Consider the following 21,191-nt stretch of genomic DNA (forward strand, 5'->3'; position numbering starts at 1 on the left):
GTGCCTCGTTAGCGGGGTGAAGTTAGGATTTGTTGCAACACCTGGTTAATCAGGAGATTGGTTTCGCGCTCAGTTTCGGCGCCGATGAACTGGCGTTTCGGCAGCGTGATTTCCCAGCTCTGCGCGCCGGTGCTTTCGCTGCGCTGGTCGTCCAGGATCCGGATCAACAGGCCGGCTTTGGCGTAGTTCACATGCTCCTGAATCCACGCCACTGACGGTCGGGTCAGCGTCTTTTTGCCCGCTTGGCGCACACGGAAGCCCAACCGCCGTAAGCGTTTTGCTTGCTTGTCGGTTGCTGCCAAACCCGGTGGGGTCTTGTTCCATCGGCGCATCTGCTGGGCGGTGCGGCGCTCACTGACGCCGTTGTGCTGCTGCGCGGCGACCCATCGGGTCAGGGCGTTTTTCCAGCCCAGTTCCGCTTCATCAGCGGACACCCGGGTGACCACCATCAACTTGGCCAGGCCGGCTTCCATCTTCTTTTTGCCCTTGCTGTCGCCCCTGCGTGGGGCGAAGGGCGTGCCGTCCAGGTTCTTCTGCTCACGCACTCGCTTGCGGCTCATCGTCCGCACGCGTTTGGTGACCTGGTTCAGCAAGCGGCGGCGCAATTGCGGCGGCAGGCTCAGCAACGCCAGTTGTTCGCGTACGCCCAAGCGACCGCGAATGTCGAGTTCGAACGTGCTACGCCCGGCCATCGGTGGCCACCTCGCCGCGCTCTGCAATCCACAGATCAAACGGGACAAAGGCCCAGGTCTTGCCGAAGGCTTCGATCTCGCCGGCAGGGTCTTCGGCCAGATACTGCGGCTCGACAAACTCCAGCGTGATTTCCACGTCGAACAGATCGTTATCCAGAGGCTCGACAAGGAACTCCGGCGCCGGCAGTTCGTGGCGGTCACGGTTGGAGTCGTGGTTTTCCAGCCAGCTGCCGACCAACGCCATCATGCGAGCCGGATTGGCGGCGAAACGCTCCAGGACAATCACGGCGCGATAGTGCATATCGGCAAAGTGCATGCCGTCGACGTCGGGTTTCCAGATCAGCGAAAGCTTTACCTGCTCCGTCCAGCTGTCGAGTTGTTCAGGCTCGACCAGGCGGCGCTCCAACAGATACGCGGTCAGTGTCTGCAGCTTGGTCATACGATTGCCGCCGTGATTCGGCCGCGCCCCTGCAGCGAGCGAACCGCCTGCTGGCTGAACTGCAGAAACGTCTCGCCGCGTTCGGGCATTTCTTTGCCGGTGTTTTCGGCGCTTTCACGGCGGCTTACCGTGGCGAACTGCGTCAGCAAGCTGGCCTTGGCTCGGCAATACACGGCGCGCTTGTACGTCGCTACGTGAAATGTGGCGTCAGGCAGCACCTTAGGGTCACCAGATTCCACGGAGGTGATGCCCACGCTCTGCCATTGGCCTTTGCGTTTGGACAAATCGCGATTGATCTCAATCATCGCGGTAGTCAAATCAGTGACCAGCATGTCAACCAGGTACTCCGCCGGCAGGCGGTAGCCCTTCTGAAACTCGGACACGGAGAGGTTCGGCCAGAAGCCGTCGTTCTCAATCGCCTGTTCCACAAAGGTGGTGGGTTTCCCGGAAAAGCTCATTGCTGGCCGCTCGAATAGGGCGGGGAGACTGTTTTTCGTGGGGCTGGCCATGAATGGCAGACACACGTCCACAGTTCCCCGCTGGGGGGGTAGTCGGTTATTGCGCGCCGGTCACGGCGGGGGTTTGTTTGGCGATCGCCTTGCGGCACTTCGCAATGCGCGTCTCATTTCCTGCTTTCGCGTAAAGCTCGGTGGAGCGTTCCAGGTGCTGGAGCGCGGTTTCCCACTGCTCGGCCTCCATGGCGCGCATGCCGATCAACTTGTGGTACTTGCTGGGGATCTGTTCGGTCAGCTCCCATTCACCGTCGACACGCGGCAGCAGATCGGACAGGTACGGCTCCGGGCTGCGTTGCGCGTTGTATTCGGCGTAAGCCCAATCGATCACTGCGTCCGCAACGAAGGTTTGCACGTCGCGGCGCTTAAACCGCTCGGGCATCTCCTGGCCCTGCCCGATCGCAAAGTCCGCGAGTGCCAGGCCGTCTTCGAACTGCTCGGTGTCGAACAGCCAGACCATCACCTGCACCAGAACGCGGTTCGGCATCACCAGACCCGAGTCCATGTAGCGCTGAATGAAATCCTGGTACTTGGGCAACAGCTCTTCGCGCTTGAGTGCCTGACGCCCAGCGAGACCCTTGATATCGCTCAGGCGCTGCAGATCCTGATCCAGAGAGGCTTCCATCAGCAGCAGGTGCTTTTTCGCGTTGGCCGGGCTGCTCAGGGCTTCCGCCGGCGAATACGCCAGCGGTGCGGCGGCTGCAGCGATTACTGCAGCAGTTCCCTGTGCCAAAGTACGGCGCTTGTGGGCAAGGGCCAGGCTCATGCGGCCAACTCAACGTTTTCAGTAAACGCGATCTTTTCCAGCTGCTCGATCACGTAGCCTTCGTTGCGGCTGTTGTAATCCTCGACACGGGAGCGTTTCGGGTTGTCTACGGTTTGCTTGCGCCAGCTGGAGTCCTGGAAGTAGATCGACAGATTGTCCCAACTGGTGACCAGCACGCCGTTGACCGGGAAGAACGGCACGCTGAAGCTTGGCAGACCACCGTAAGTGGCGATCACCTGGGCGTCCTCGATGCGCTCTTTCTCGGTCGGTGTATCACCTTGCTTGGCGTACAGCTTGGCCTTGTCAGCCGCCAACAGGTCGGTGCCGATAATGGCGATCAGGTCGCCGCCATCGCGCAGGCGTTCGTCCACCATTTGCTTGGTGTCATGCACCAGGGCGTCCAGGTTGGCGTAATCACCGCCCTGCCCCAAGATTACTTTGCCAGCGGTTTTGCCTTCCTTGAGTACCTGTTGTGGGGCTTGCTCGCGCAATTGTTGCAGCCAGCCTTTGTTCACGTCCTGCAGCATTGGGTAAGCGGCAATATCGGTCTGCGCAGCGGCTTTCAGGCCGTGGAAACCGACCATGATGCGGTCCAGAGCGATCTGTTTCTGCACAGCCGCCGAGTAACGTTGATGGAAGTCCGGGAATTTGGCCCAGGCGTCGATTTTTGCGTACGGCAGACCCACGTCCGACTCGGTGGACGAGAGTTCGTAGGTGGTGTTGTCCAGCTCGGAGGCGTCTTTCGCTTCGCGATCGGTGGTCTTGGTGTTAGTACGCCCAGTCACCGGGCCGGACACACCGATGAACACCTTCTCGCCCTTGATTTCGCTCACGCCAATGACGTTGATGCGCGAAAGGAAGTCCGACTTGGCGGTGATGGCGTCGTTCAGTTCCTGGGTGATGGACGGCTCAACGCTGAACATCTTGCTGGACAGCTCGACGCCGTAAGTTTCGGCCATGGCCAGTTGCATGGCCGCATACATCTTGGCGCCGTAGGCGCTCAGGGAACGGGCCATATCAGAGTACCCGCGCTTTGGTTTTGTCGGCTGCGCCGGTGGAACGCGGCAACTGACGGCCGGTGCTGGTGTTCTGCAGCGTGGTGAACTGTTGCTGCAGGCTGGTCAGAGCTGCCAACACTGCTTTGTTGGAACTGCCGCCGTTTCGCTTGAATTCGCGTTCTTCTTCGGCGGTGGTGACGATCTCGTCGACTGCCGCGCTGACGTCATCGATCGGGGCTTGATCGGGTTCTGGTGCGTCTTCGGCAGCAGGCTCAATCACGGCCTGAATGCCGGCAGCGACGACCAGCAGCTGGGCCAGCAGGGCTTTCAAAGCCGTTGCGGTAGCTTCATCCATTGGGGGTTTGCTCTCGGTTGGGGTTTGCGGAGTGGTTTCGGCGGCGGTGTCGTCAATGCCGAAACGCTTGAACAGGCGGGTGAACATGCCGACAAGGCGGCCAATCTCGCCCTGCGCTTCGGTTTCGCGCAGAGGGCCGAGTTCTTGGGATGCGGCGTAGTACGCATCGCGGCTGGTGCGACTGGAGAAGTAGAGTTCCTGCGTGCCGACGCTGGCGGGTTCGTCGGTGACGGCGATACCGGTCATGTAGGCTTTGCCACGGCCCCGGAAATTCGGCTTGATCTCTATGCTGGTGAACAGCTTTTCGCCGGCGTCATTCAGGCGCAGCAGCTTGTCGTTTGGCTTCAGTTGCGCTTCAAGGGCGACTTGGCCAGGTTCCAGATCGTCGCCCTCCTCGATCAGGCGCACAGCGAAAACCGTTCCGTGGGATCCGAACCAGCGTTCGTGTTCACACCAGATAACAGCGGTGTACAAAGTCGGCGTGTAGGTCTCGGCGATGTCGCGCAGTTCCTGGGGAAGGATCTCGCGGCCATCGACGGTCGGGCCGCTGGTGGCTACACGTTTCCAGTAGGAGACAAGGGAACGGGGCATGAGTAGTGACTGCGCTCAATCGTTGAATGAGCCGCCACGATAGGGAGCCGTTTACCGCCAAACAAACGGTTGAAATTCAGGGTTCTCCTATTTTCGAGAGATAGGCGGATCGCAGCATTTAACCCCGCGTTTCCGGGGTTTTCGCCGCATAGACTGCGGCCCATGAACTACCCGACCGAAGTTAAAGAAGCTGCAAAACGCCTCTACCTGCGCCGCTGTTCGGTGAAGGAAATACAGGCGCATTTGAAGCTGCCCAACATCCGAATCGTTTACTACTGGATCCGCCAAGGCGGCTGGGACGAAATGCTCACGGATGAAGAACCGTTGAGCGCGGTCAACCGGCGAATCACCCTGATCCTGGAAAAGATCGATCCGCTGACGAAAGCCGAACTGGACGAACTGGAGCGCCTGACGAGCCTGCTTGAGCGGCTGAAAAAAATTGCAGCCAAGCCTGCACAGGCAGCGCCGTCGGACGCAGCGGACGAGCCTCGCGAACGCCAGCCTGGTCAACGTCGTGAACGCGGCGAAAGCAGCGGCAAGAAGCGGGAAAAGAAGGCCAAGAACGACGTCAGCGGCCTGACCGAAGTGGACTTCCTCGATAAATTCATCTCGAAGATGTACGGCTACCAGAAAGAGCTGTTCGAGGCGAAACAGAACCCGCTGACACGCCGCGTCCGGAACATCCTCAAAAGCCGACAGGTCGGCCTGACGTACTACTTCGCCGGCGAAGCGTTCATGGACGCCGTGCTGAGCGGTGACAACCAGGTGTTCCTGTCTGCCAGCCGATCGCAGTCCGAGATCTTCCGCAGTTACATCATCCAGTTCGCCAAGCAGTGGTTTGATATCGAGCTGACGGGCAACCCGATCACGCTCAGCAACGGCGCCGAACTGCGCTTTCTCAGCACCAACAGCAGCACCGCCCAGGGCTACCACGGCCACGTCTACGTGGACGAATATTTCTGGATCCGAGACTTCGAAAAACTCAGCACCGTGGCCAGCGCCATGGGCACACACAAGAAGTGGCGCAAAACCTATTTCTCGACGCCCAGCGCCGTGTCGCACCAGGCGTACCCATTCTGGTCAGGTGAGGAATTTCGCAACAGCAAACGCGGCAAGAAGGCTGGTGGTGTGTGGCCGAGCGAAGCGGCCTACACGCAGGGCGCGCTGTGTCCGGACGGCCAGTGGCGCAAGACGATCACCCTGGACGATGCGATCGCCGGCGGCTGCGATCTGTTCGACCTGGAGCAGTTGCAGCTGGAGTACGACGAAGACAAATTTCAGCAGCTGTTCTACTGCAAATTCATCGACAGCACCCAAAGCGCATTCAGCCTCAAGGATCTTGAACGCTGCTACTCGGATCTATCGTTGTGGGAGGACTACAACCCAGATCTGGATCGACCGTTTGGCAACAGCCCCGTCTGGCTTGGCTACGACCCAAGCCGCACCCGCGACGACGCCACCTGTGTGGTCATCGCGCCGCCACTCGAACCCGGGGCGAAGTTCCGGATTCTGGAGAAGCACAGCTGGCGCGGTCACTCGTTCACCTACCAGGCTGCACAGGTCAAGAAGCTGACCGAGCGCTTCAACGTTCAGCACATCGGCATTGACGTCACCGGCGTGGGTTACGGCGTTTTCGATCTGGTGCGCGACTTCTACGCCAAGGCAACACCGATTCACTACAGCCTTGAGGCGAAAAACGCTCTGGTGCTCAAAGCCCAGGACACGATCCAAGGCAGTCGCATCGAGTGGGACGCCGGCTGGACCGATATCGCCCAGGCATTCCTGACAATCAAGCGCGGCTCCACCAACAGTGGGCAGATCACCTACAGCGCATCGCGTACCGAAGCCACCGGTCACGCCGACATTGCCTGGGCGGTGATGCACGCCCTGTCCAACGAACCTTTGAACACCAACAAGCGGCGTCGCAGCCGCTACGTCACGAGTAACCAGAGTAGCCATGGCCAACCGCAAGCGCAGAAAGCAACACGTAGCCCAACCAACGCAGCAACCGATGCGCTCATTTACGTTCGGGGAACCGGAACAAGTGCTGTCCGGCAACATCGGCGAGTACGTGGGCGTGTTCCCCAGCGACGACGGCAAGATCTACAAACCTCCGGTGTCACGGGCTGGCCTGGCCAAGCTGCTGCGCGCCAACGCGCATCACGGCGCCATTCCAAAATTCAAACGCAACCTGCTGTTGCGTGAGTTCATCCCGTCGGCAGGCTGCAACACCGAGACAATGGGGCGCGCCGGGCTGGACTACATGGTGTTTGGCGAATCGTATTTCTACAACGACACCAATGCATTCGGCCAAGTGCTGGAGCTGCAGCACCTTCCAGCTATCAATATGCGGGTAAAGGTCGACGGCGGTTTCGTGATGCTTCTGCCCGACAACAAGGAAATGGAATTCGAACAGCACGAGATCTCTCACGTTATGGATTACGACGTGGAACAGAACATCTACGGGATCCCGGACTACTTGGGCGGCCTGCAGGCGCTGCTGCTCAATGAGGCGGCCACCCTCTTCCGCCGTCGGTACTACAGCAACGGCGCGCATGCCGGCTACATCTTCTACACCAACGATCCTGACCTGACCGAAGAGGACGAAGACGAGCTGCGCGCACAGATCAGTGCCAGCAAGGGCGTGGGCAACTTCCGCTCGATGTTCGTCAACATTCCCAACGGCAAGGAAAACGCGATTCAGATCATCCCCGTGGGTGACTTCCAGGCCAAAGACGAGCTGGAGAAGGTGAAGAACATCACCCGAAACGACGTTATCGCCGCCTGGCGCATGAACCCGGCATTGGCGGGCATCATTCCGGAAAACACCGGTGGTTTCGGAGACATCGAAAAGATCGATCGCGTGTACACCAGCAACGAGATCCGGCCGATCTGCCAGTTGTTCAACCAACTGAATGACAAGCTGCGAGAAGACAGGCGCTTTAGCTGGAGGCCTATTCCTGAAGCAGTGGATACCACTACATGAACAACCAGACGGAGAGAAAGCCACTACATATTGTGGCAATATGGTGGCGATCAGCTGCCCCTGGGGAGGGACACAATGAGAGTTGTATGCAATTGCGGACACAAGGGCCGGATTGCCTCGCGGGAAGAGGTAACCAGAGCCTTTGTAAAACTGTACTGCCAGTGCCTCGACGCAAAGTGCGGGCACACATGGGTGGCAAATCTGACGTTCTCGCACACGCTCAGTCCGTCATCGCAGACATTCGAGCGGATGTTGATCGATCGCTTGCGGGAAATGCCCCGAGCGAAGCAGCGGGAGCTTTTCGAGCAGTTGGAATCGCAGGCGGTGGCGTAGTTACAAACCGCCAACGCTATAGCGCCGGCGATCGGGATCATTCAAGGAATGACGGTCAGCCCTCTACTTTCTCCTTTGGGTTGATTGCCAGTATCTCGGCCACGCGACGAACCTGTTGCTGTTCAATTCGGCTCAGCCGGCGATACAGATCGATCAGTCGACGCTCAATGTCCGTGAGTACGGTAGTTTCCGACCCGGCGTGTTCGAGGTTGATGTGATCGTTCTTCTTGCGATCCAACATGCTAACTACTCCATAAAGTGCATTGCTGAATGGACTTTATGGGGGGTGCGCAACTGCATTGGAATAAGAGATACCCCAATGACTGTGCGGGATTGTTGCGAGTTAAGACCGGTGCCGGGCGGCGTCGTCGGCCATCGCTTCAAGGAAACGACGAATCGCCTTCTGATCATCATCAGGGATCGACCTGAATTGCATGATCATCTGTTCTTCCGAGGGGCTAAAAAGTTGGCCCAATGGTGTCGCATGACGTCCCGTAAGCACATACGCCGCATCTACCCCCTTTTCTTCCAGGGCCGTGACGTAACGAAGGTCTAAGGAGCTGGCTCCCAGTTCGTAGTTCTTTTGCGTTCCCCTACTGACTCCCAGTAGGACTCCAAACTCTGTTTGATTTAACCCCAAGCGCTCGCGCTCTTCCCTGAGGCGTTCACCTACTCGATCCGCTATGAGCATTTTTTTAGTCACCACCATTGACTTGATCATTTTTTTGACCAAGAATCACCACAGACAAACGCAAACAAACACAAATGAACAGAGGGAACACTATGCCCGCCACCATTACGCACGAGCAAGCCCGGGCGGCTCTCGATCGAAAGGGACTGAGTATCGCGGAATTCAGTCGCAAGCATGGGCTGAACAAAAATTTGGTCAGCGACCTTTTGAACGGTCGGATCAAAGGTCGCCGAGGGGAGGCACATCGCGCCGCGGTGTTGCTAGGCATCAAAGACGGCGTAATTGAACAGTAATCGCGGCGCTCAACAGGGAAAAGTAGAAGTTGAAAAGTCCAATCCTAGATACCCGCAAGCAAGTCATGAGCGAGATCATCCGCAGTTACACCGGCGGACGCGAAGCCGCTGCTGCGCGCTTGGGACTTAAGCTCAAAAAGTTCGACAACCATGCCTACGAAAACGCCGGATGCAGCCCTCTCAGCGACTCACAAGTTTTCATGCTCGAGCAGGACTGTGGAACTCAGCACTTCCCCAATTACGTCGCGTCGATGTACGGGGGACTGTTCGTACCAGTGGCTGATCCTGGAACGCTTGACAATGTCGAACTCTACAAACGCTCCGTGCAGGTTTCTGCAAAGCGAGGGTGTGTTGATCAAGCAATTGCTGCCGCTCTTGAAGACGGTTCGATCAGTGATGAAGAAGCCGAATTCATCATGGACGCGCATAACCTCCACGTAGCAGCAAGGCACGCAGAAGTGCTGGCTTCCATCGCTCTCTACCGCGCAGGAAAGGCTCAATGAACAATTTGTCTGCAGTACCGGAATACCAGGATGTCCTGCAGAGCGCCGCGCTGGCGTTTCTTGAGCGTCACCACTGCGAACACCTGAGCGACGATCAGCAACTGTTCAGCCGGGCTGTTCAACACCTGGTTGCAGACTACGACGTGCAAACGCAGGTCGCTGAAAAGATCGTTCACCTAGCAGGCACCACCATGGTCGCCGTTCGCGATCGGCAACGCCTGAATATCCAGAGCAGCACGTCGACGCACACCGTGATCGTTGATCCGGTCACCGGCCGACAATGGGCCGTACCGGTCAGCCTCATCTATGAGCGAATCATCAACGCGCCGGACCTTGGCCGCTTTCGCTCAGCCAACTCGTAACACCAACCCTCAAACAAACGCCTGCCCCGCACTCCGTGGGTTTGGGTGAGCTGCGCCCGAAATCGAGGTTTCAAGATGGGAAACGCCGTAATTCTGACCACCCAGCTGCCACCTGCAGAGGCCGAAGCACTTCTGGCTGCGATGCGTGAGCAGTACCGCTTGAGCCTCAACAACTACTGGTATGCGGATGAGTACCGGTATGTCCCGCAAGAAAAACGGCACAGCTCAATCCTCGAAAGAACTCCGGTGATGGCCGCCCAGAAACGCCTGATGGCCGCCCTCTCCCTCAGCCTCAAAGCAGTGAAGTAATCATGAAAGAAGATCTCCGCCACGACGTGTTGCAACGCCTCCAGTTCGATTTCGGACTGAAGCACCGCGTAGGCACCGATTACATGCGCGGTGGCACCTGCCCCAAGTGCAAGAAAAAGGAGCTGTATTCCCGATTCGATACACCATGGATGGTGATCTGTGGTCGCCCGGAAAAGTGCGGCCACACCCTGCACGTGAAAGAGCTGTACGACGATCTGTTTGAGGACTGGAGCAAGCGTGCGCCGGCGACGGACCAGCACCCCAACGCCACTGCACGGGCTTATCTGGAGTACGCCCGAGGCTTTAGATTTGAACTGATTCAGGGTTGGTTCACTCAAGAAAGCTTCTACTCGCCTGACCACAACGCCGGCAGCGCCACAGTGCGTTTCGCCTTGGAAAAAGGCGGCTGGTGGGAACGACTGATCGATCAGCCGCACCGTTTCGGCAAGATGAAGGCGCGCTTCAAATCCAAGGACAGCTATCGAGGCGTCTGGTGGTGCCCCCCTTGCGTCGACCTGCTCGAGGTCAAGGAAATCTGGATTGTCGAAGGGATCTTTGACGCCATCGCTCTGGTGCACAACGACATCGCGGCCGTATCGGCCATGTCGTCCAACGCGTTCCCTGGGGACTCGCTTAAGGCGCTGATCAAAACCCGCGAAAGCGGCAAGCTGCCTAAATTGGTCTGGGCGCTGGACAACGAACCGAGCGCCAACGCCTACACCCGGCGCTGGGTCCGCGAAGCCCGTGCCCTCGGTTTCGTCTGCGAGTCAGCACAGATCCCGCAACGTGACGGCCGCAAGTCTGACTGGAACGACCTGCACCAGCGCTGGAATTTTATTCAGGACGACACCAAGCGCGCCGAACAGATCGCAGCGGACCTCAAACAGGCCCGCCATCAGGGCGCCCTGCTGCTGGCAGAGAGCGCAGCCGAAAAGGCCTTGCTCATGTACGACTGGAACAAGCGCGGGGAATTTCACCTGGGCTTTGGCAGCCGTCTGTACTGGTTCAAGTTGGACATGGAGAAATTCAACCGGGCCATGTCCGACATCGAGGACAGCGAGAACCACGACGACCAGTTGCTCAACCAGGCGCAACAGCGCGAGAAGGCGCTACAGCAGTCCGGCAGCGTCGTGGAGATTGCCAACTGCTACCCGCAAGCCTTGTACTTTCAGCGCAACGAAGTCACCGACGAGTCCTGGTATTACCTGCGCGTGGACTTCCCCCACGACTCCGAAAGCGTGAAAAACACCTTCACCAGCGGCCAGCTGTCCGCCGCCAGTGAATTCAAAAAGCGCCTGCTCGGCATGGCCGCCGGCGCCATGTTCACGGGGAGCGGCCAGCAGCTCGACAAGCTGATGAAGGACCAACTGTTCGGCATCAAAACCGTGTCGACCATTGACTACGTGGGCTACAGCAAGGAATACGCCTGCTACGTCTACGGCGATATCGCAATCAAGGACGGCACCACCTACAAGGTCAACAGCGAAGACTATTTCGAGTTCGGCAAGCTGCGCCTGAAAACCCTGCAGAAAGGTGTTCCCATCAAGCTGCAGCGGGACGGCAAAGACTTCAACGAGCAATGGGTGCGGTTGTTGTGGACCTGCTTCGGCGCCCAGGGCTTCGTCGCGCTGGTGTTCTTTTTCGGCTCGCTGTTCTGCGAGCAGATTCGCGCGCGTTATCAGTCCTTTCCGTTTCTGGAGGCCACCGGTGAAGCCGGTGCCGGCAAAACCACCCTGCTCAACCTGCTGTGGAAGCTGCTCGGGCGCGAAGGCTATGAAGGCTTCGACCCGATGAAATCGACCAAAGCCGGACGCTCGCGCCTGATGGGCCAGGTTTCCGGCATGCCGGTGGTGTTTCTTGAGGCCGACCGCCACAGCGACGATCGGGCACACGCGAAAACCTTCGAATGGGATGAGCTGAAAGACTTCTACGGCGGCGGCACGCTGGCCACCAAAGGCGTCAAGACGGCAGGCAACGAGACGTACGAACCGCCCTTTCGGGGAACGATAGCCATCAGCCAGAACGCCGCCGTGGTGGCTCACGAAGCGATCATGACGCGCATCGTAAAGCTGCACTTTGTACGCCCGACTGTCACCCCGGAAAGCCGTGCGGCCGCTGACCAGTTGAACGCACTGGACGGCGGCACCCTCAGCCACTTCCTCTTGAAAGCGGTGGGCAAAGAATCTGCCGTACTCGATCTGTTCGCCCAGCGCATGCCCGAACACGAAGCCAAGCTGCGCCGCCTGCACACGCATTGCTTTGCCTGCAGTACGGCCTATGTCAGCGACCAGGGCAACTGCACCAGTTGTGGTTATGACCTGCGCGGCTACATCCGCGTGGAGCGCATCAGCAAGAACCACGCTCAGTTGCTTTCGCTGCTCGATGCACTGCGCCTAGTCCTAAAACTGGATGAGCCTCAAATAGCCGCGACCCAGCGCCAAATCGTCCGCATGGCGATCGAGCGCCAGGCGTCAATCAGCTCCGACCACCCGGCCGTTGCTGAATTCTGGGAAGTCTACGACTACCTCGAATCACTCAACGATGACCCCTTGGTTGATCACAGCAGTGACCCGAGCGTCATCGCGATAAACCTCAACGAATTCAGCGAACGAGCTGCTGAACACAAACAGAAACTGGCGGACGTGGCCACCCTGCGTGACCTACTGAAAGAGTCCCGCTCGCACAAGTTTCTGGAAGCAAACAAGGCCGTACATAGCGCAGTCCGCGCAGCCATGAACAGCAGGACACCCTTGGCGCCGGGTCGCCCTACCACAGTCAAGTGCTGGATCTTCAAAGCGTGAAAAGGAGGCTAAACCGATGCAAATCCAAGTCTTTATGGGCAATGCCGGCGACGGCAAAACAAGCAAGTTGCAGGAGATCCAGAACCGGTTAGAAGGGATCGGCGAATGCCAGCCGGTCATTCAGGCCGGTGCTTATGGGGAGGACGGACTGCTCCAGATTCTTGAGGTTCGTGCCGCAGGTGGCCAACGCGAAATCCTGGTGGACGCGTGCAGCCCACAGCAGATTTTGAGAGTACTCGAATGGCAGTCCTGCACTGAGGAAGATCTGAAGTACGCCGACCTAATTATTCACCTGGCCCGCCAGGACTGACGGAAAAAAGAAGCGATGTCGAGGAGTTGCACCTCCCCGACATCAACCACCACCGAGGGCAACACCATGGAAGTAAAGCACCAAAGCGGCAGTGATTCGAAGGCTAACACACTTAACAACAGTGACTCCCACACTCGGCATCTGATGGCTATCAGAATCGTAGGAACAGCACTGTTTGATTATCGGGTACGGAAAACCGAAGTAGCGCGTATCCGTCTTGAATGCCTTACCACTTTCGCCAAGGAGTTGGGCGACATCGACGCGGCAGAGTTCGCTGTTGTCGCTCAACTACTGGCTGGCAACTCAACAGCCAACCTAACCCCGATTGATCGACCTCACCCACTCGAAGGAATCGCACTATGAAAACGTTGTTTGTACTGATGGCTCAATACAATAGCCAAGTGGTAATTCCGCTGGATCGAGTGTGTCAGGATTATTTCACGCACCTGACAACAGACATGTTCCAACGCAAAGTGGGGGCCGGCCAGATAAAGCTCCCTATCACTCGCATGGAGCCGAGTCAGAAAAGCGCGAAAGGTATTCACATTGCAGACCTGTCGGCTTACCTGGATGAGCAGCGCGCTGCAGCAGTCAAAGAAAGTAACCAACTGAATAGCGCGCCACGCAGCAGCTAACTCACTTCAACGTTTTGGCGCCCAGCTTTACGGGCGCCTGCAGGATCCGCTCGAACCACTCCCAAGTTGCATAAACATCCCCTCGCCCGCGCAGGTGGGTATAACGGCGCATCGAGTTCCAATCTCGATGTCCCGACACACTCGCCACTCGCGGAATATCCCAGTCCATTTCGAACAGCCGGCTGACGCCTTCGTGGCGCAGATCGTGAAAGTGCAGATCTGCGATGCCCAGGATTTTACAAGCCCTTGTCCAAGACGTGGACACGGATTCAGCGCTGTAAGGAAAAATCTCAGGCAACACTCTAGGCATGGTCTGAAGTATCGCCCAAGCTTCTGGCGGCAAATGACACCAGACGTCGTTACCGACCTTCTGGCCTGGATTCTTCATGTCACGGACCAGCACCCGCTGGCCAGCTTCGTCCAAGTCATCCCAAAGGATCCGAGTAATCTCTTCTTGCCTACGTGTAGAAAACAACGCGAAGCCCGTCAGCTTAAGCATGTTGATAGAAGTTGGACGACGGGTTTGGATACTCCGGAAGTGCGTAAGCAGTTTGTCGAGTTCGTCCAGGGTTGGCCGGCGATCGCGCTCGCGGCTTTTCATGTTGTAACCGAGCTTTTTTAATACTCGACGCGCGTCCGCCATTGAATGCGGATCCACCTCATAACCCCAAGCGGGGCGAGCGATCGAGAGAACCGCGCCCAGGTGTGCGAGATCGTTGCCAGCGGTCTGAGGCTGAACGCCCCCACCCTCCTTGCCCATGCGCCATAACGCATACTCGACCAGGTGCTGACTGCTTATATCTCTGTCGTTCAACTTTCCCAGGTAGGACTCGCTGATCGCCCTCAACGTGCCAAGCTTCGTTTTCCCGAGAGGGCGCGCCTTGGTCATTTCGGCCAGGTAGCGATCGATCATCTCCTTGATCGTCGCACCAGGTCGGTTCGCCCGCTCGATCGCACCTGGTTCGTCCAGTTCGGTTTCTCTTTTACGCACCCAAGCCTGTGCGGCCTGTTTTCGGGCGAAGGTCTGACTCTCTTGGTAAACTTGCGCCCCATCGCGAAACAGGCGTATCTGTGCCGTGTAACTGGTGCTGCCGTCGGTGCGTTTCCGTGCTCTGATCGTGGCCATCGTCAACTGGTACAATTGGAAAAGTGATTGGTACATTGTACCAACCGACCTCAGAAAACGCCTATTTACCCCCTGAAATCGGCCTAGAACACGTAGAGCAAAATGGTACATAAATCAGCTATATACCCAACAAACACCGGCTCTACGCTGTCTAGAAGGTTCTCCGTTGCGCCCATGATGGATTGGACCGACCGCCATTGCCGTTTCTTCCTACGCCTCCTGTCGAAGAACGCCCTGCTCTACACCGAAATGGTCACCACCGGCGCACTCCTCAACGGCGATCACGAACGCTTCCTCCGTCACAACGAAGCCGAGCACCCTCTCGCATTGCAATTAGGCGGTAGCGTTCCGCTGGACCTGGCTGCCTGCGCGCGTATGGCCCAGGAACACGGTTACGACGAGGTAAACCTGAACGTCGGCTGCCCAAGCGATCGTGTGCAAAACAACATGATCGGCGCGTGCCTGATGGGTCACCCTCAACTGGTGGCGGATTGTGTGAAGGCAATGCAAGACGCGGTGTCGATTCCGGTAACGGTAAAGCACCGCATCGGCATCAACGGTCGGGACAGTTACGCGGAGCTGTGTGATTTCGTCGGCACCGTCCGCGATGCCGGGTGCACCAGTTTTACCGTGCATGCGCGGATTGCGATTCTGGAGGGGTTGTCGCCGAAGGAGAATCGTGACATTCCGCCGTTGCGCTATGACGTGGCGGCGCAGCTGAAGGCGGATTTTCCGGCGTTGGAGATTGTGCTGAATGGCGGGATCAAGACGATGGAGGCTTGCCATGAGCATTTGCAGACGTTCGACGGTGTGATGTTGGGGCGTGAGGCTTATCACAATCCGTATTTGCTGGCGGAGGTGGATCAGCAGTTGTTTGGCAGTTCGGCGCCGGTGACCAGTCGGGCTGAGGCGTTGGCGCAGTTGCGTCCTTATATAGCCGAGCATTTGCTGGCGGGTGGGGCGATGCATCACATCACGCGGCATGTGCTGGGCTTGGGCACGGGGTTCCCGGGGGCGCGGAAATTCCGTCAGTTGTTGTCGGTGGACATTCACAAGGCCACGGATCCGCTGGCGTTGCTGGATCAGGCGGCTGAGTTGCTTGAAGGTCGTTGACTGAAGTTTTGAATGTGCGGGCGATGCATGAGCGTCGCCCGTTGTTTTGTTGTACTGACAGGATGTCTTTCGTTTATGCCCGCGTTTACTTTTTCTGCTTTCAAGCGTTTCACCCTCCTCGCTTTGTTCAGTTTCACTTCCGACGTTTATGCGCACTGCGACGGCTTTTGCATGGGCCGTACCGATACGCCGTGGGAGGTGACGCAGTTTTCCGGCTTCACTTTGGTGTCTTTAATCCTTGCACCTATTTCGTCTAGCCAGGAAACGACCGACAGTCACAAGCGCGTTTACTCCGCCGAGGAGCAAGAAGACGCGCGACTCTATCTGGCCAGCGACGGCATGCTGCAGGCCGCGTATTTCACGTCGGCCTTGCAGCGCTTCCGCCAGGAGTCGCCGGATTCGGCGCTAAACGATCTCGCCGTTGCGGCGTTGATCAGCGCTCAGTGATCAGGCGGCCGCTGCGGCGGTCCAGTTGACCCAGCCAAACAGCCACGTTGCCAGAATCAACAAACCAAAGGCGATCCGATACCAGGCGAACGCGGCGTAGCTGTGGTTGGCAATAAACTTGAGCAGGCCGCGTACGGCGATCATCGCGAAGATAAACGCGGTGACGAAGCCAAGGGCGAAGACTGGCAGGTCGTTGGGCTGGAACAGGTCGCGGTATTTGTAGCCGGAGTACACGGCGGCGCCGACCATGGTGGGCATGGCGAGGAAGAACGAGAACTCAGTGGCTGCCTTGCGCGACAGGCCGAAGAGCAGGCCGCCGATGATGGTCGAGCCGGAGCGCGAGGTGCCGGGAATCATCGCCAGGCATTGTACGAAACCGACTTTCAGTGCGTGAGACCAGCGCATGTCGTCGACGTGTTCGACGCTGATCACATGGCTGCGCTGTTCGGCCCACAGCATGATGATGCCGCCGACGACCAGTGCCACGGCGACGGTGATCGGGTTGAACAGGTATTCGTGGATCGCATCCGCGAACAATACGCCCAAGACCACGGCGGGCAGAAAGGCGATCAGCAAGTTGAGGGTGAAGCGTTGCGCATTACGTTCGGTAGGCAGGCCTTTGATGATGTCGAAGATCTTCGGTCGAAACTCCCAGACGACGGCAAGAATGGCACCCAGTTGAATAATGATGTTGAAGGCCATGGCGCGTTCACCGCCGAATTCCAGCAAGTCGGCGACGATGATCTGGTGGCCGGTACTCGAGATCGGCAGGAACTCGGTCAGGCCTTCTACCGCACCTAATATCAACACCTGGAAAAGGGTCCAGAAATCCATTAATCCTCCGTCAGAGCGCTCTTTGGGCGAGCGACCGGGTAATAACACTCAGGGGTTGAGTATCTGCAGTGAGACCATTGACATACATAAACGCAAAAGTTCATCAGCCACAAAGATTACGTCTTATTAAAAGACACACTCAAGCCATGTTAGTAATCGTCGGCTGACGAACTACGCAGAAAATATTTAGGCCTTTTTGCAGAAAAAAGTTGCTCTGGCAATAAAGTGTGATCAATATCACATTATGCAGAGATGGCCAGACAGTGGCAGATGGACATAGACAAAGCCATCGCAATAAGCTCAAAATAGTGGCACCATTGCATATCGCCACCATCTAAGCAGTAGTTCACCCCTCCGAGAAAATCAACTAAAAGCTTGAAAAGCTTAATTATTGTTAGAAAACTCGGGAGCCACGTCTAAAAATCGCGTGAATGTTACCAATTGTCAGTCACAGATGAGAACCGGTGCTTTAACATCCCGATGTCAGCACTTAATTCGAGTCAATGCATGATGCTCTCAGGGAACTTGGCGACTAGAAGTCCGCGCCCGACAAATGACGAACCTGGTGTTCTTACTCTGGGTCGTACCCGTGGCGTGGCTGAACATTTCAAAGCGCTAGTCGCCCAGCATTTACGCACTGATATGGCGCTCGAAGCCGATGCGTACACTAGTTCATATCAGTTGAATGAACAGTCTGGTTCGTATCGAGCCATCTTCCTGGTTATCGACAGCCCCCAGGCCCTCGAAGACAATCTTGCGCTGGTCGAGAACCTGCGCAGCGACAACTTGAAGCCGATCATTTGCGCGGTCATCACCGGTCGCGGCGCCTTCAACAAGATCAAATATTATCTGGCTGGCGCGGATGTTTGTATCAAGCTCAATACCCTTTCCGACGATGGCGCCGAGTTGCTGGGCGAGTTCTTCAATAGCGAAGAATGGCAACGCGATATCGATCTGACGCTTGATCCGACCCGTATCTGTCTGATGGGCACCAGCAAGAAACTCGATATCTCGTTTGCCGAAATGAAGATCCTCGAAGCGTTCGCGCAAACCAGCAACCACATTCTGAGCCATGATGAAATCGCCAGCATCATGGGCCTCAATACCAATTTCTACGACCCTCGCGCACTGGAGAAATCAATCAGTCGCTTGCGTGGAAAAATCAAGGACATGTATGGTACAAACGCGATTCAGAGCATTCGCGGCTATGGCTATCGCCTGCTGCGGGGTCTGATATCGACTGCCTGACTCTCGGGCAGCCTTCCCTTTTGCATACGTACGAAGGATCGTCTGATGCAACCATATAGCTCCTGTTCTGCTTCACGCCTGTTTGAAATCAAGCAATTGAATGAGCGCGACAACACGACCCATAACAATAAAACTCCATAACATAGCAGCAGATCGAGTGGAATTTATCGAGGGCCAATCTTGGGCCCAGACCCTGCCTATCGATTACTTCCGAGGAAGTCATTGCTCGCCTGCCGATTTTTCTTTTAGCCAATTTTGGTGTGTATTTAGGAGAGAGACATGGAAACTAGTACAACCCTCCCAAGGAAATATTTTGTTGTCGTGACTCACAGTACAACGTCGCAACGTGAACTGGAGAGCATGCTGTCCAGTGAACGTTTCAATTCGTTTGAAGGGGTTGATTCGCCCTCTTCCGCTCCAATGGTGATGGAGTTCACATATCCAGGCATCAGTCGCAAAAACGCCCCGCGCAGTATCGAACATGATACTCAGCGAATACTGGCCACGCTCGAGTCCGAATGGCGGGCAGCGCAATCGGCTAATCCTTTCCAGAATGTCCCGGCCATCACCGGGGAAACCCGCAATATGCCGCCCGCCATTGAAGGTGATATGCCCGGCAATGAAACCTGGCATCTTGATCCGGCTCAGGGTGCACTGGTCAAAGAGGGTGTCGAAATCAACCTGACTGGCCTGGAAACAGCATTGGTCAGGAAAATGCTCAGCCATGAAGAGCGTGTTGTCAGTCGTGACGAGCTGATCCTCAGCATCGGTCGAGAACCGGAACAATATCGCGGTCTGGAAATGTGCCTGAGTCGCTTGCAAGACAAATTCAAAAGCGCCAGTAATGGAGAGCGACTGTTTCGTGCCGTCAGAAACCGCGGTTATTGCCTGATTCAGGAAATCGTCGCGTAACCACGAAAATCTCCACGAACAGAACAAACAGAAAAAGTGCGATTACAAAAACAACAAGAGCACTCTGTTTGGCTTCATCTTCCTCCTTGAATTAAACATTCCCTGCCTCCACCCCTCCAACAGTAACAAATACAACATACTTTATTCACCCCTCGCTCTACGACCTTTTCTAACACCCTTCTATTTAATTATTAAAAAGTTGGCACTGTGCCATCTTGTTAGAACTCGTCAGACACCATTCCAGCCAATAACTTAGTCTATTGACTGACGACAGTTCGGCATATCGATGTTGTTACCTCAGGACACTCGTTAGAACAAAAACAATAAGTCTGCATAACAACTCGGATTTCAACTGTTGAAACCTGAATGGACGTCTTTTGGGGATACCGTATGGATCTTTCTCTAAGTATCAATCGAAGCACAGGCCTCAAGGGACTGACCTTTTGGGGCCAATGGGCGCTGGCACAAGGCTTTGTGGTGACGCTGTTGTTCATACTCGCCGAGCAGCACACCGGTACGGTCGCGTTTTACTACCGGATGTGTGCAACGCTGGCGGTACTGGCGTCGGTGCCGGCTTATACGTTTAGCGGTGTTTATCGCAAGCGTGACAATTACCTGACCGGTCTTGGTCGACTGTTTATGGGTTGGTCGATGACCATGGCGGCGCTGGCGTGCATCGCCTTTGTCTGCCAGGCCGATGAGCTGTTTTCGCGGCAGGTGATTCTGAGCTGGGCGGTATATGGCTTCCTCGGTCAGGCGTTTCTCTACGCTCCGCTGCATGCGTTTTCCAAGTACTACCAGCGCTCGCGGAAAAGCGAGCACAAGACGCTGATCGTCGGCACCGGCGAACTGGCGTTGGGTCTGGCGAAGAAGCTCAGCCAACTGGAAAATCTGCCGTTGGTAGGTTTGGTCAGCAATGGTGATGTGTCTGCGCTGGGTTCGGATGCACCGCGCGTTGTTGGCGATCAGGAGCAACTGCTGGAGCTGATCGAGGCGCACGACATCCGTCGCTTGTACATCACCCTGCCGTTGTGTGAAGCCGCGAAAATCGAAGCGATTTATGGCGATTTGCTCGGCGCCAACGTCGATGTGGTGTGGGTGCCGGACTTGAACAGTCTGACCCTGCTCAATCACTCGGTGAAGGTCGTGGACGGTCTGCCAGCGATCTACTTGAACGAGAGCCCGCTGACCAGCCGCCCTACCGCTGCTTTGAGCAAGAGCCTGGTCGAGAAAACCGTGGCCTTCCTGGCGATCATCGCGCTGAGTCCGATCCTGCTGATCATTGCGCTGGCGGTGAAGATCAACTCGCCTGGCCCGGTGTTCTTTAAACAGGATCGCCATGGCTGGAACGGCAAGGTGATCAAGGTCTGGAAGTTCCGCTCGATGCGTGTTCACGATGACCGTGACGTGAAGCAAGCCAGCCGTAATGATTCGCGCATTACCGCAGTCGGCCGCTTTATCCGCCGCACTTCGCTGGACGAATTGCCGCAACTGTTCAACGTGCTGCAAGGGCATATGGCTCTGGTCGGCCCACGCCCGCACGCTGTTGCGCACAACAACTACTACTCGGGGAAAATCCTCGCGTACATGGCGCGTCACCGGATTAAACCGGGGATCACCGGGCTGGCCCAGATCAGCGGCTGCCGTGGTGAGACGGACACCATCGACAAGATGCAGAAGCGTGTCGAGATTGACCTGCAGTACATCAACAGCTGGTCGTTGTGGCTGGATCTGAAGATCCTGGTGAAGACACCGTTTACGTTGCTGTCGAAGGATATTTACTGAGGTTTGAAGCTGGATACCGCAAGGGGACGAAAGTCCCCTTTTTTGTGCGTGGGATTTGGGAGCGGCGCTGGATTGCGGGTGAATGCAAAAACTGTGGGAGCTGGCTTGCCAGCGATGGCGGTGGGTCAGCCAATATCAATATTGAATGTG

25 protein-coding genes are annotated in these 21,191 nt (G+C 56.8%); 15 read left to right on the plus strand and 10 right to left on the minus strand.

The window, feature by feature from the left end; all coding sequences use genetic code 11:
• Nucleotides 1–8 precede the first annotated feature (8 nt).
• The 6 genes from RMV17_RS19840 to RMV17_RS19865 form a co-directional block, all read right to left on the minus strand.
• Nucleotides 9–692, minus strand: a complete 684-nt coding sequence (locus tag RMV17_RS19840; RefSeq protein WP_150708058.1) for a phage virion morphogenesis protein — start codon at nucleotides 690–692, stop codon at nucleotides 9–11.
• Nucleotides 679–1,131, minus strand: a complete 453-nt coding sequence (locus tag RMV17_RS19845) for a phage tail protein (RefSeq protein ID WP_311881940.1) — start codon at nucleotides 1,129–1,131, stop codon at nucleotides 679–681. The genes RMV17_RS19840 and RMV17_RS19845 overlap by 14 nt, the downstream gene beginning before the upstream one ends.
• Entirely contained in the window at nucleotides 1,128–1,589 is a 462-nt protein-coding gene (locus RMV17_RS19850; RefSeq protein ID WP_180699822.1) for a head completion/stabilization protein, read from the minus strand. Before RMV17_RS19850 ends, RMV17_RS19845 begins: the two co-directional genes overlap by 4 nt.
• Nucleotides 1,590–1,686: 97 nt before the next feature.
• A complete protein-coding gene (gpM, locus tag RMV17_RS19855; protein ID WP_110645157.1) occupies nucleotides 1,687–2,409 on the minus strand; it encodes a phage terminase small subunit in 723 nt (240 codons plus the stop codon).
• On the minus strand, nucleotides 2,406–3,425 hold the full coding sequence (locus tag RMV17_RS19860; RefSeq protein WP_064392744.1) for a phage major capsid protein, P2 family: 1,020 nt from the start codon (nucleotides 3,423–3,425) through the stop codon (nucleotides 2,406–2,408). The genes gpM and RMV17_RS19860 overlap by 4 nt, the downstream gene beginning before the upstream one ends.
• A 1-nt stretch (nucleotide 3,426) precedes the next feature.
• Nucleotides 3,427–4,353, minus strand: a complete 927-nt coding sequence (locus tag RMV17_RS19865) for a GPO family capsid scaffolding protein (protein WP_311881946.1) — start codon at nucleotides 4,351–4,353, stop codon at nucleotides 3,427–3,429.
• 162 nt (nucleotides 4,354–4,515) lie between these two features.
• Between RMV17_RS19865 and RMV17_RS19870 the strand changes: the two genes are divergently transcribed.
• The 3 genes from RMV17_RS19870 to RMV17_RS19880 all read left to right on the plus strand — a co-directional run bounded on the left by RMV17_RS19870 (nucleotide 4,516) and on the right by RMV17_RS19880 (nucleotide 7,672).
• Nucleotides 4,516–6,558 carry a terminase large subunit domain-containing protein gene (locus RMV17_RS19870; RefSeq protein ID WP_311887069.1) on the plus strand — a complete coding sequence of 681 codons (2,043 nt, stop codon included), beginning with the start codon at nucleotides 4,516–4,518 and terminating at the stop codon, nucleotides 6,556–6,558.
• Nucleotides 6,470–7,339 (plus strand): phage portal protein, encoded by an 870-nt coding sequence (locus RMV17_RS19875; RefSeq protein ID WP_311887070.1) that lies wholly within the window; start codon nucleotides 6,470–6,472, stop codon nucleotides 7,337–7,339. The genes RMV17_RS19870 and RMV17_RS19875 overlap by 89 nt, the downstream gene beginning before the upstream one ends.
• A 75-nt stretch (nucleotides 7,340–7,414) precedes the next feature.
• Nucleotides 7,415–7,672, plus strand: a complete 258-nt coding sequence (locus tag RMV17_RS19880; protein WP_212615680.1) for an ogr/Delta-like zinc finger family protein — start codon at nucleotides 7,415–7,417, stop codon at nucleotides 7,670–7,672.
• 55 nt (nucleotides 7,673–7,727) lie between these two features.
• Here the strand turns inward: RMV17_RS19880 and RMV17_RS19885 are convergent, their stop codons facing one another.
• Nucleotides 7,728–7,913 (minus strand): hypothetical protein, encoded by a 186-nt coding sequence (locus RMV17_RS19885; RefSeq protein WP_220556597.1) that lies wholly within the window; start codon nucleotides 7,911–7,913, stop codon nucleotides 7,728–7,730.
• Nucleotides 7,914–8,015: 102 nt separating this feature from the next.
• Nucleotides 8,016–8,363: a helix-turn-helix domain-containing protein gene (locus tag RMV17_RS19890; RefSeq protein ID WP_177409285.1), complete on the minus strand. Its 348-nt coding sequence runs from the start codon at nucleotides 8,361–8,363 to the stop codon at nucleotides 8,016–8,018.
• 92 nt (nucleotides 8,364–8,455) lie between these two features.
• On the opposite strand from RMV17_RS19890, the gene RMV17_RS19895 reads away from it, so the two are divergent.
• The 7 genes from RMV17_RS19895 (at nucleotide 8,456) to RMV17_RS19925 (ending at nucleotide 13,576) form a co-directional block, all read left to right on the plus strand.
• Nucleotides 8,456–8,656, plus strand: coding sequence for a DNA-binding protein (locus RMV17_RS19895; protein WP_095050509.1), 201 nt, complete (start codon nucleotides 8,456–8,458; stop codon nucleotides 8,654–8,656).
• Between the two features lie 29 nt (nucleotides 8,657–8,685).
• Nucleotides 8,686–9,159 (plus strand): YmfL family putative regulatory protein, encoded by a 474-nt coding sequence (locus RMV17_RS19900; protein ID WP_311881958.1) that lies wholly within the window; start codon nucleotides 8,686–8,688, stop codon nucleotides 9,157–9,159.
• Nucleotides 9,156–9,521: a hypothetical protein gene (locus tag RMV17_RS19905; protein WP_311881960.1), complete on the plus strand. Its 366-nt coding sequence runs from the start codon at nucleotides 9,156–9,158 to the stop codon at nucleotides 9,519–9,521. The genes RMV17_RS19900 and RMV17_RS19905 overlap by 4 nt, the downstream gene beginning before the upstream one ends.
• Nucleotides 9,522–9,596: 75 nt before the next feature.
• Nucleotides 9,597–9,830, plus strand: coding sequence for a hypothetical protein (locus tag RMV17_RS19910; protein ID WP_095050507.1), 234 nt, complete (start codon nucleotides 9,597–9,599; stop codon nucleotides 9,828–9,830).
• 2 nt (nucleotides 9,831–9,832) lie between these two features.
• The gene (locus RMV17_RS19915) at nucleotides 9,833–12,631 is read left to right on the plus strand and encodes a toprim domain-containing protein (protein ID WP_311881964.1); all 2,799 of its coding nucleotides are present in this window, start codon (nucleotides 9,833–9,835) and stop codon (nucleotides 12,629–12,631) included.
• 16 nt (nucleotides 12,632–12,647) lie between these two features.
• Entirely contained in the window at nucleotides 12,648–12,941 is a 294-nt protein-coding gene (locus RMV17_RS19920; RefSeq protein ID WP_311881966.1) for a hypothetical protein, read from the plus strand.
• A 359-nt stretch (nucleotides 12,942–13,300) separates the two neighbouring features.
• Nucleotides 13,301–13,576: a pyocin activator PrtN family protein gene (locus RMV17_RS19925; protein WP_311881968.1), complete on the plus strand. Its 276-nt coding sequence runs from the start codon at nucleotides 13,301–13,303 to the stop codon at nucleotides 13,574–13,576.
• A gap of 1 nt (nucleotide 13,577) precedes the next feature.
• Here RMV17_RS19925 and RMV17_RS19930 read toward each other — a convergent pair whose 3' ends face one another.
• Complete coding sequence (locus RMV17_RS19930) at nucleotides 13,578–14,702, minus strand: site-specific integrase (protein WP_311887071.1); 1,125 nt, start codon at nucleotides 14,700–14,702, stop codon at nucleotides 13,578–13,580.
• Nucleotides 14,703–14,804: 102 nt separating this feature from the next.
• Here RMV17_RS19930 and dusA point away from each other — a divergent pair, with 102 nt between their 5' ends.
• Nucleotides 14,805–15,815, plus strand: coding sequence for a tRNA dihydrouridine(20/20a) synthase DusA (gene dusA / locus RMV17_RS19935; protein ID WP_311881970.1), 1,011 nt, complete (start codon nucleotides 14,805–14,807; stop codon nucleotides 15,813–15,815).
• A 27-nt stretch (nucleotides 15,816–15,842) separates the two neighbouring features.
• Entirely contained in the window at nucleotides 15,843–16,262 is a 420-nt protein-coding gene (locus RMV17_RS19940; RefSeq protein ID WP_311881971.1) for a DUF2388 domain-containing protein, read from the plus strand.
• Here RMV17_RS19940 and RMV17_RS19945 read toward each other — a convergent pair whose 3' ends face one another.
• Complete coding sequence (locus RMV17_RS19945) at nucleotides 16,263–17,096, minus strand: undecaprenyl-diphosphate phosphatase (RefSeq protein ID WP_099756770.1); 834 nt, start codon at nucleotides 17,094–17,096, stop codon at nucleotides 16,263–16,265. It lies immediately after the preceding gene.
• A 507-nt stretch (nucleotides 17,097–17,603) separates the two neighbouring features.
• On the opposite strand from RMV17_RS19945, the gene RMV17_RS19950 reads away from it, so the two are divergent.
• The 3 genes from RMV17_RS19950 (at nucleotide 17,604) to RMV17_RS19960 (ending at nucleotide 21,041) form a co-directional block, all read left to right on the plus strand.
• Nucleotides 17,604–18,344, plus strand: coding sequence for a winged helix-turn-helix domain-containing protein (locus tag RMV17_RS19950; RefSeq protein WP_034156400.1), 741 nt, complete (start codon nucleotides 17,604–17,606; stop codon nucleotides 18,342–18,344).
• A 279-nt stretch (nucleotides 18,345–18,623) separates the two neighbouring features.
• Nucleotides 18,624–19,256 (plus strand): winged helix-turn-helix domain-containing protein, encoded by a 633-nt coding sequence (locus tag RMV17_RS19955; protein ID WP_311881976.1) that lies wholly within the window; start codon nucleotides 18,624–18,626, stop codon nucleotides 19,254–19,256.
• 390 nt (nucleotides 19,257–19,646) lie between these two features.
• Nucleotides 19,647–21,041, plus strand: a complete 1,395-nt coding sequence (locus RMV17_RS19960; protein ID WP_007950006.1) for an undecaprenyl-phosphate glucose phosphotransferase — start codon at nucleotides 19,647–19,649, stop codon at nucleotides 21,039–21,041.
• Nucleotides 21,042–21,191: the final 150 nt, after the last annotated feature.

Origin of the sequence: Pseudomonas sp. VD-NE ins (assembly GCF_031882575.1) — a bacterium.
Classification (GTDB): domain Bacteria; phylum Pseudomonadota; class Gammaproteobacteria; order Pseudomonadales; family Pseudomonadaceae; genus Aquipseudomonas; species Aquipseudomonas fluorescens_BZ.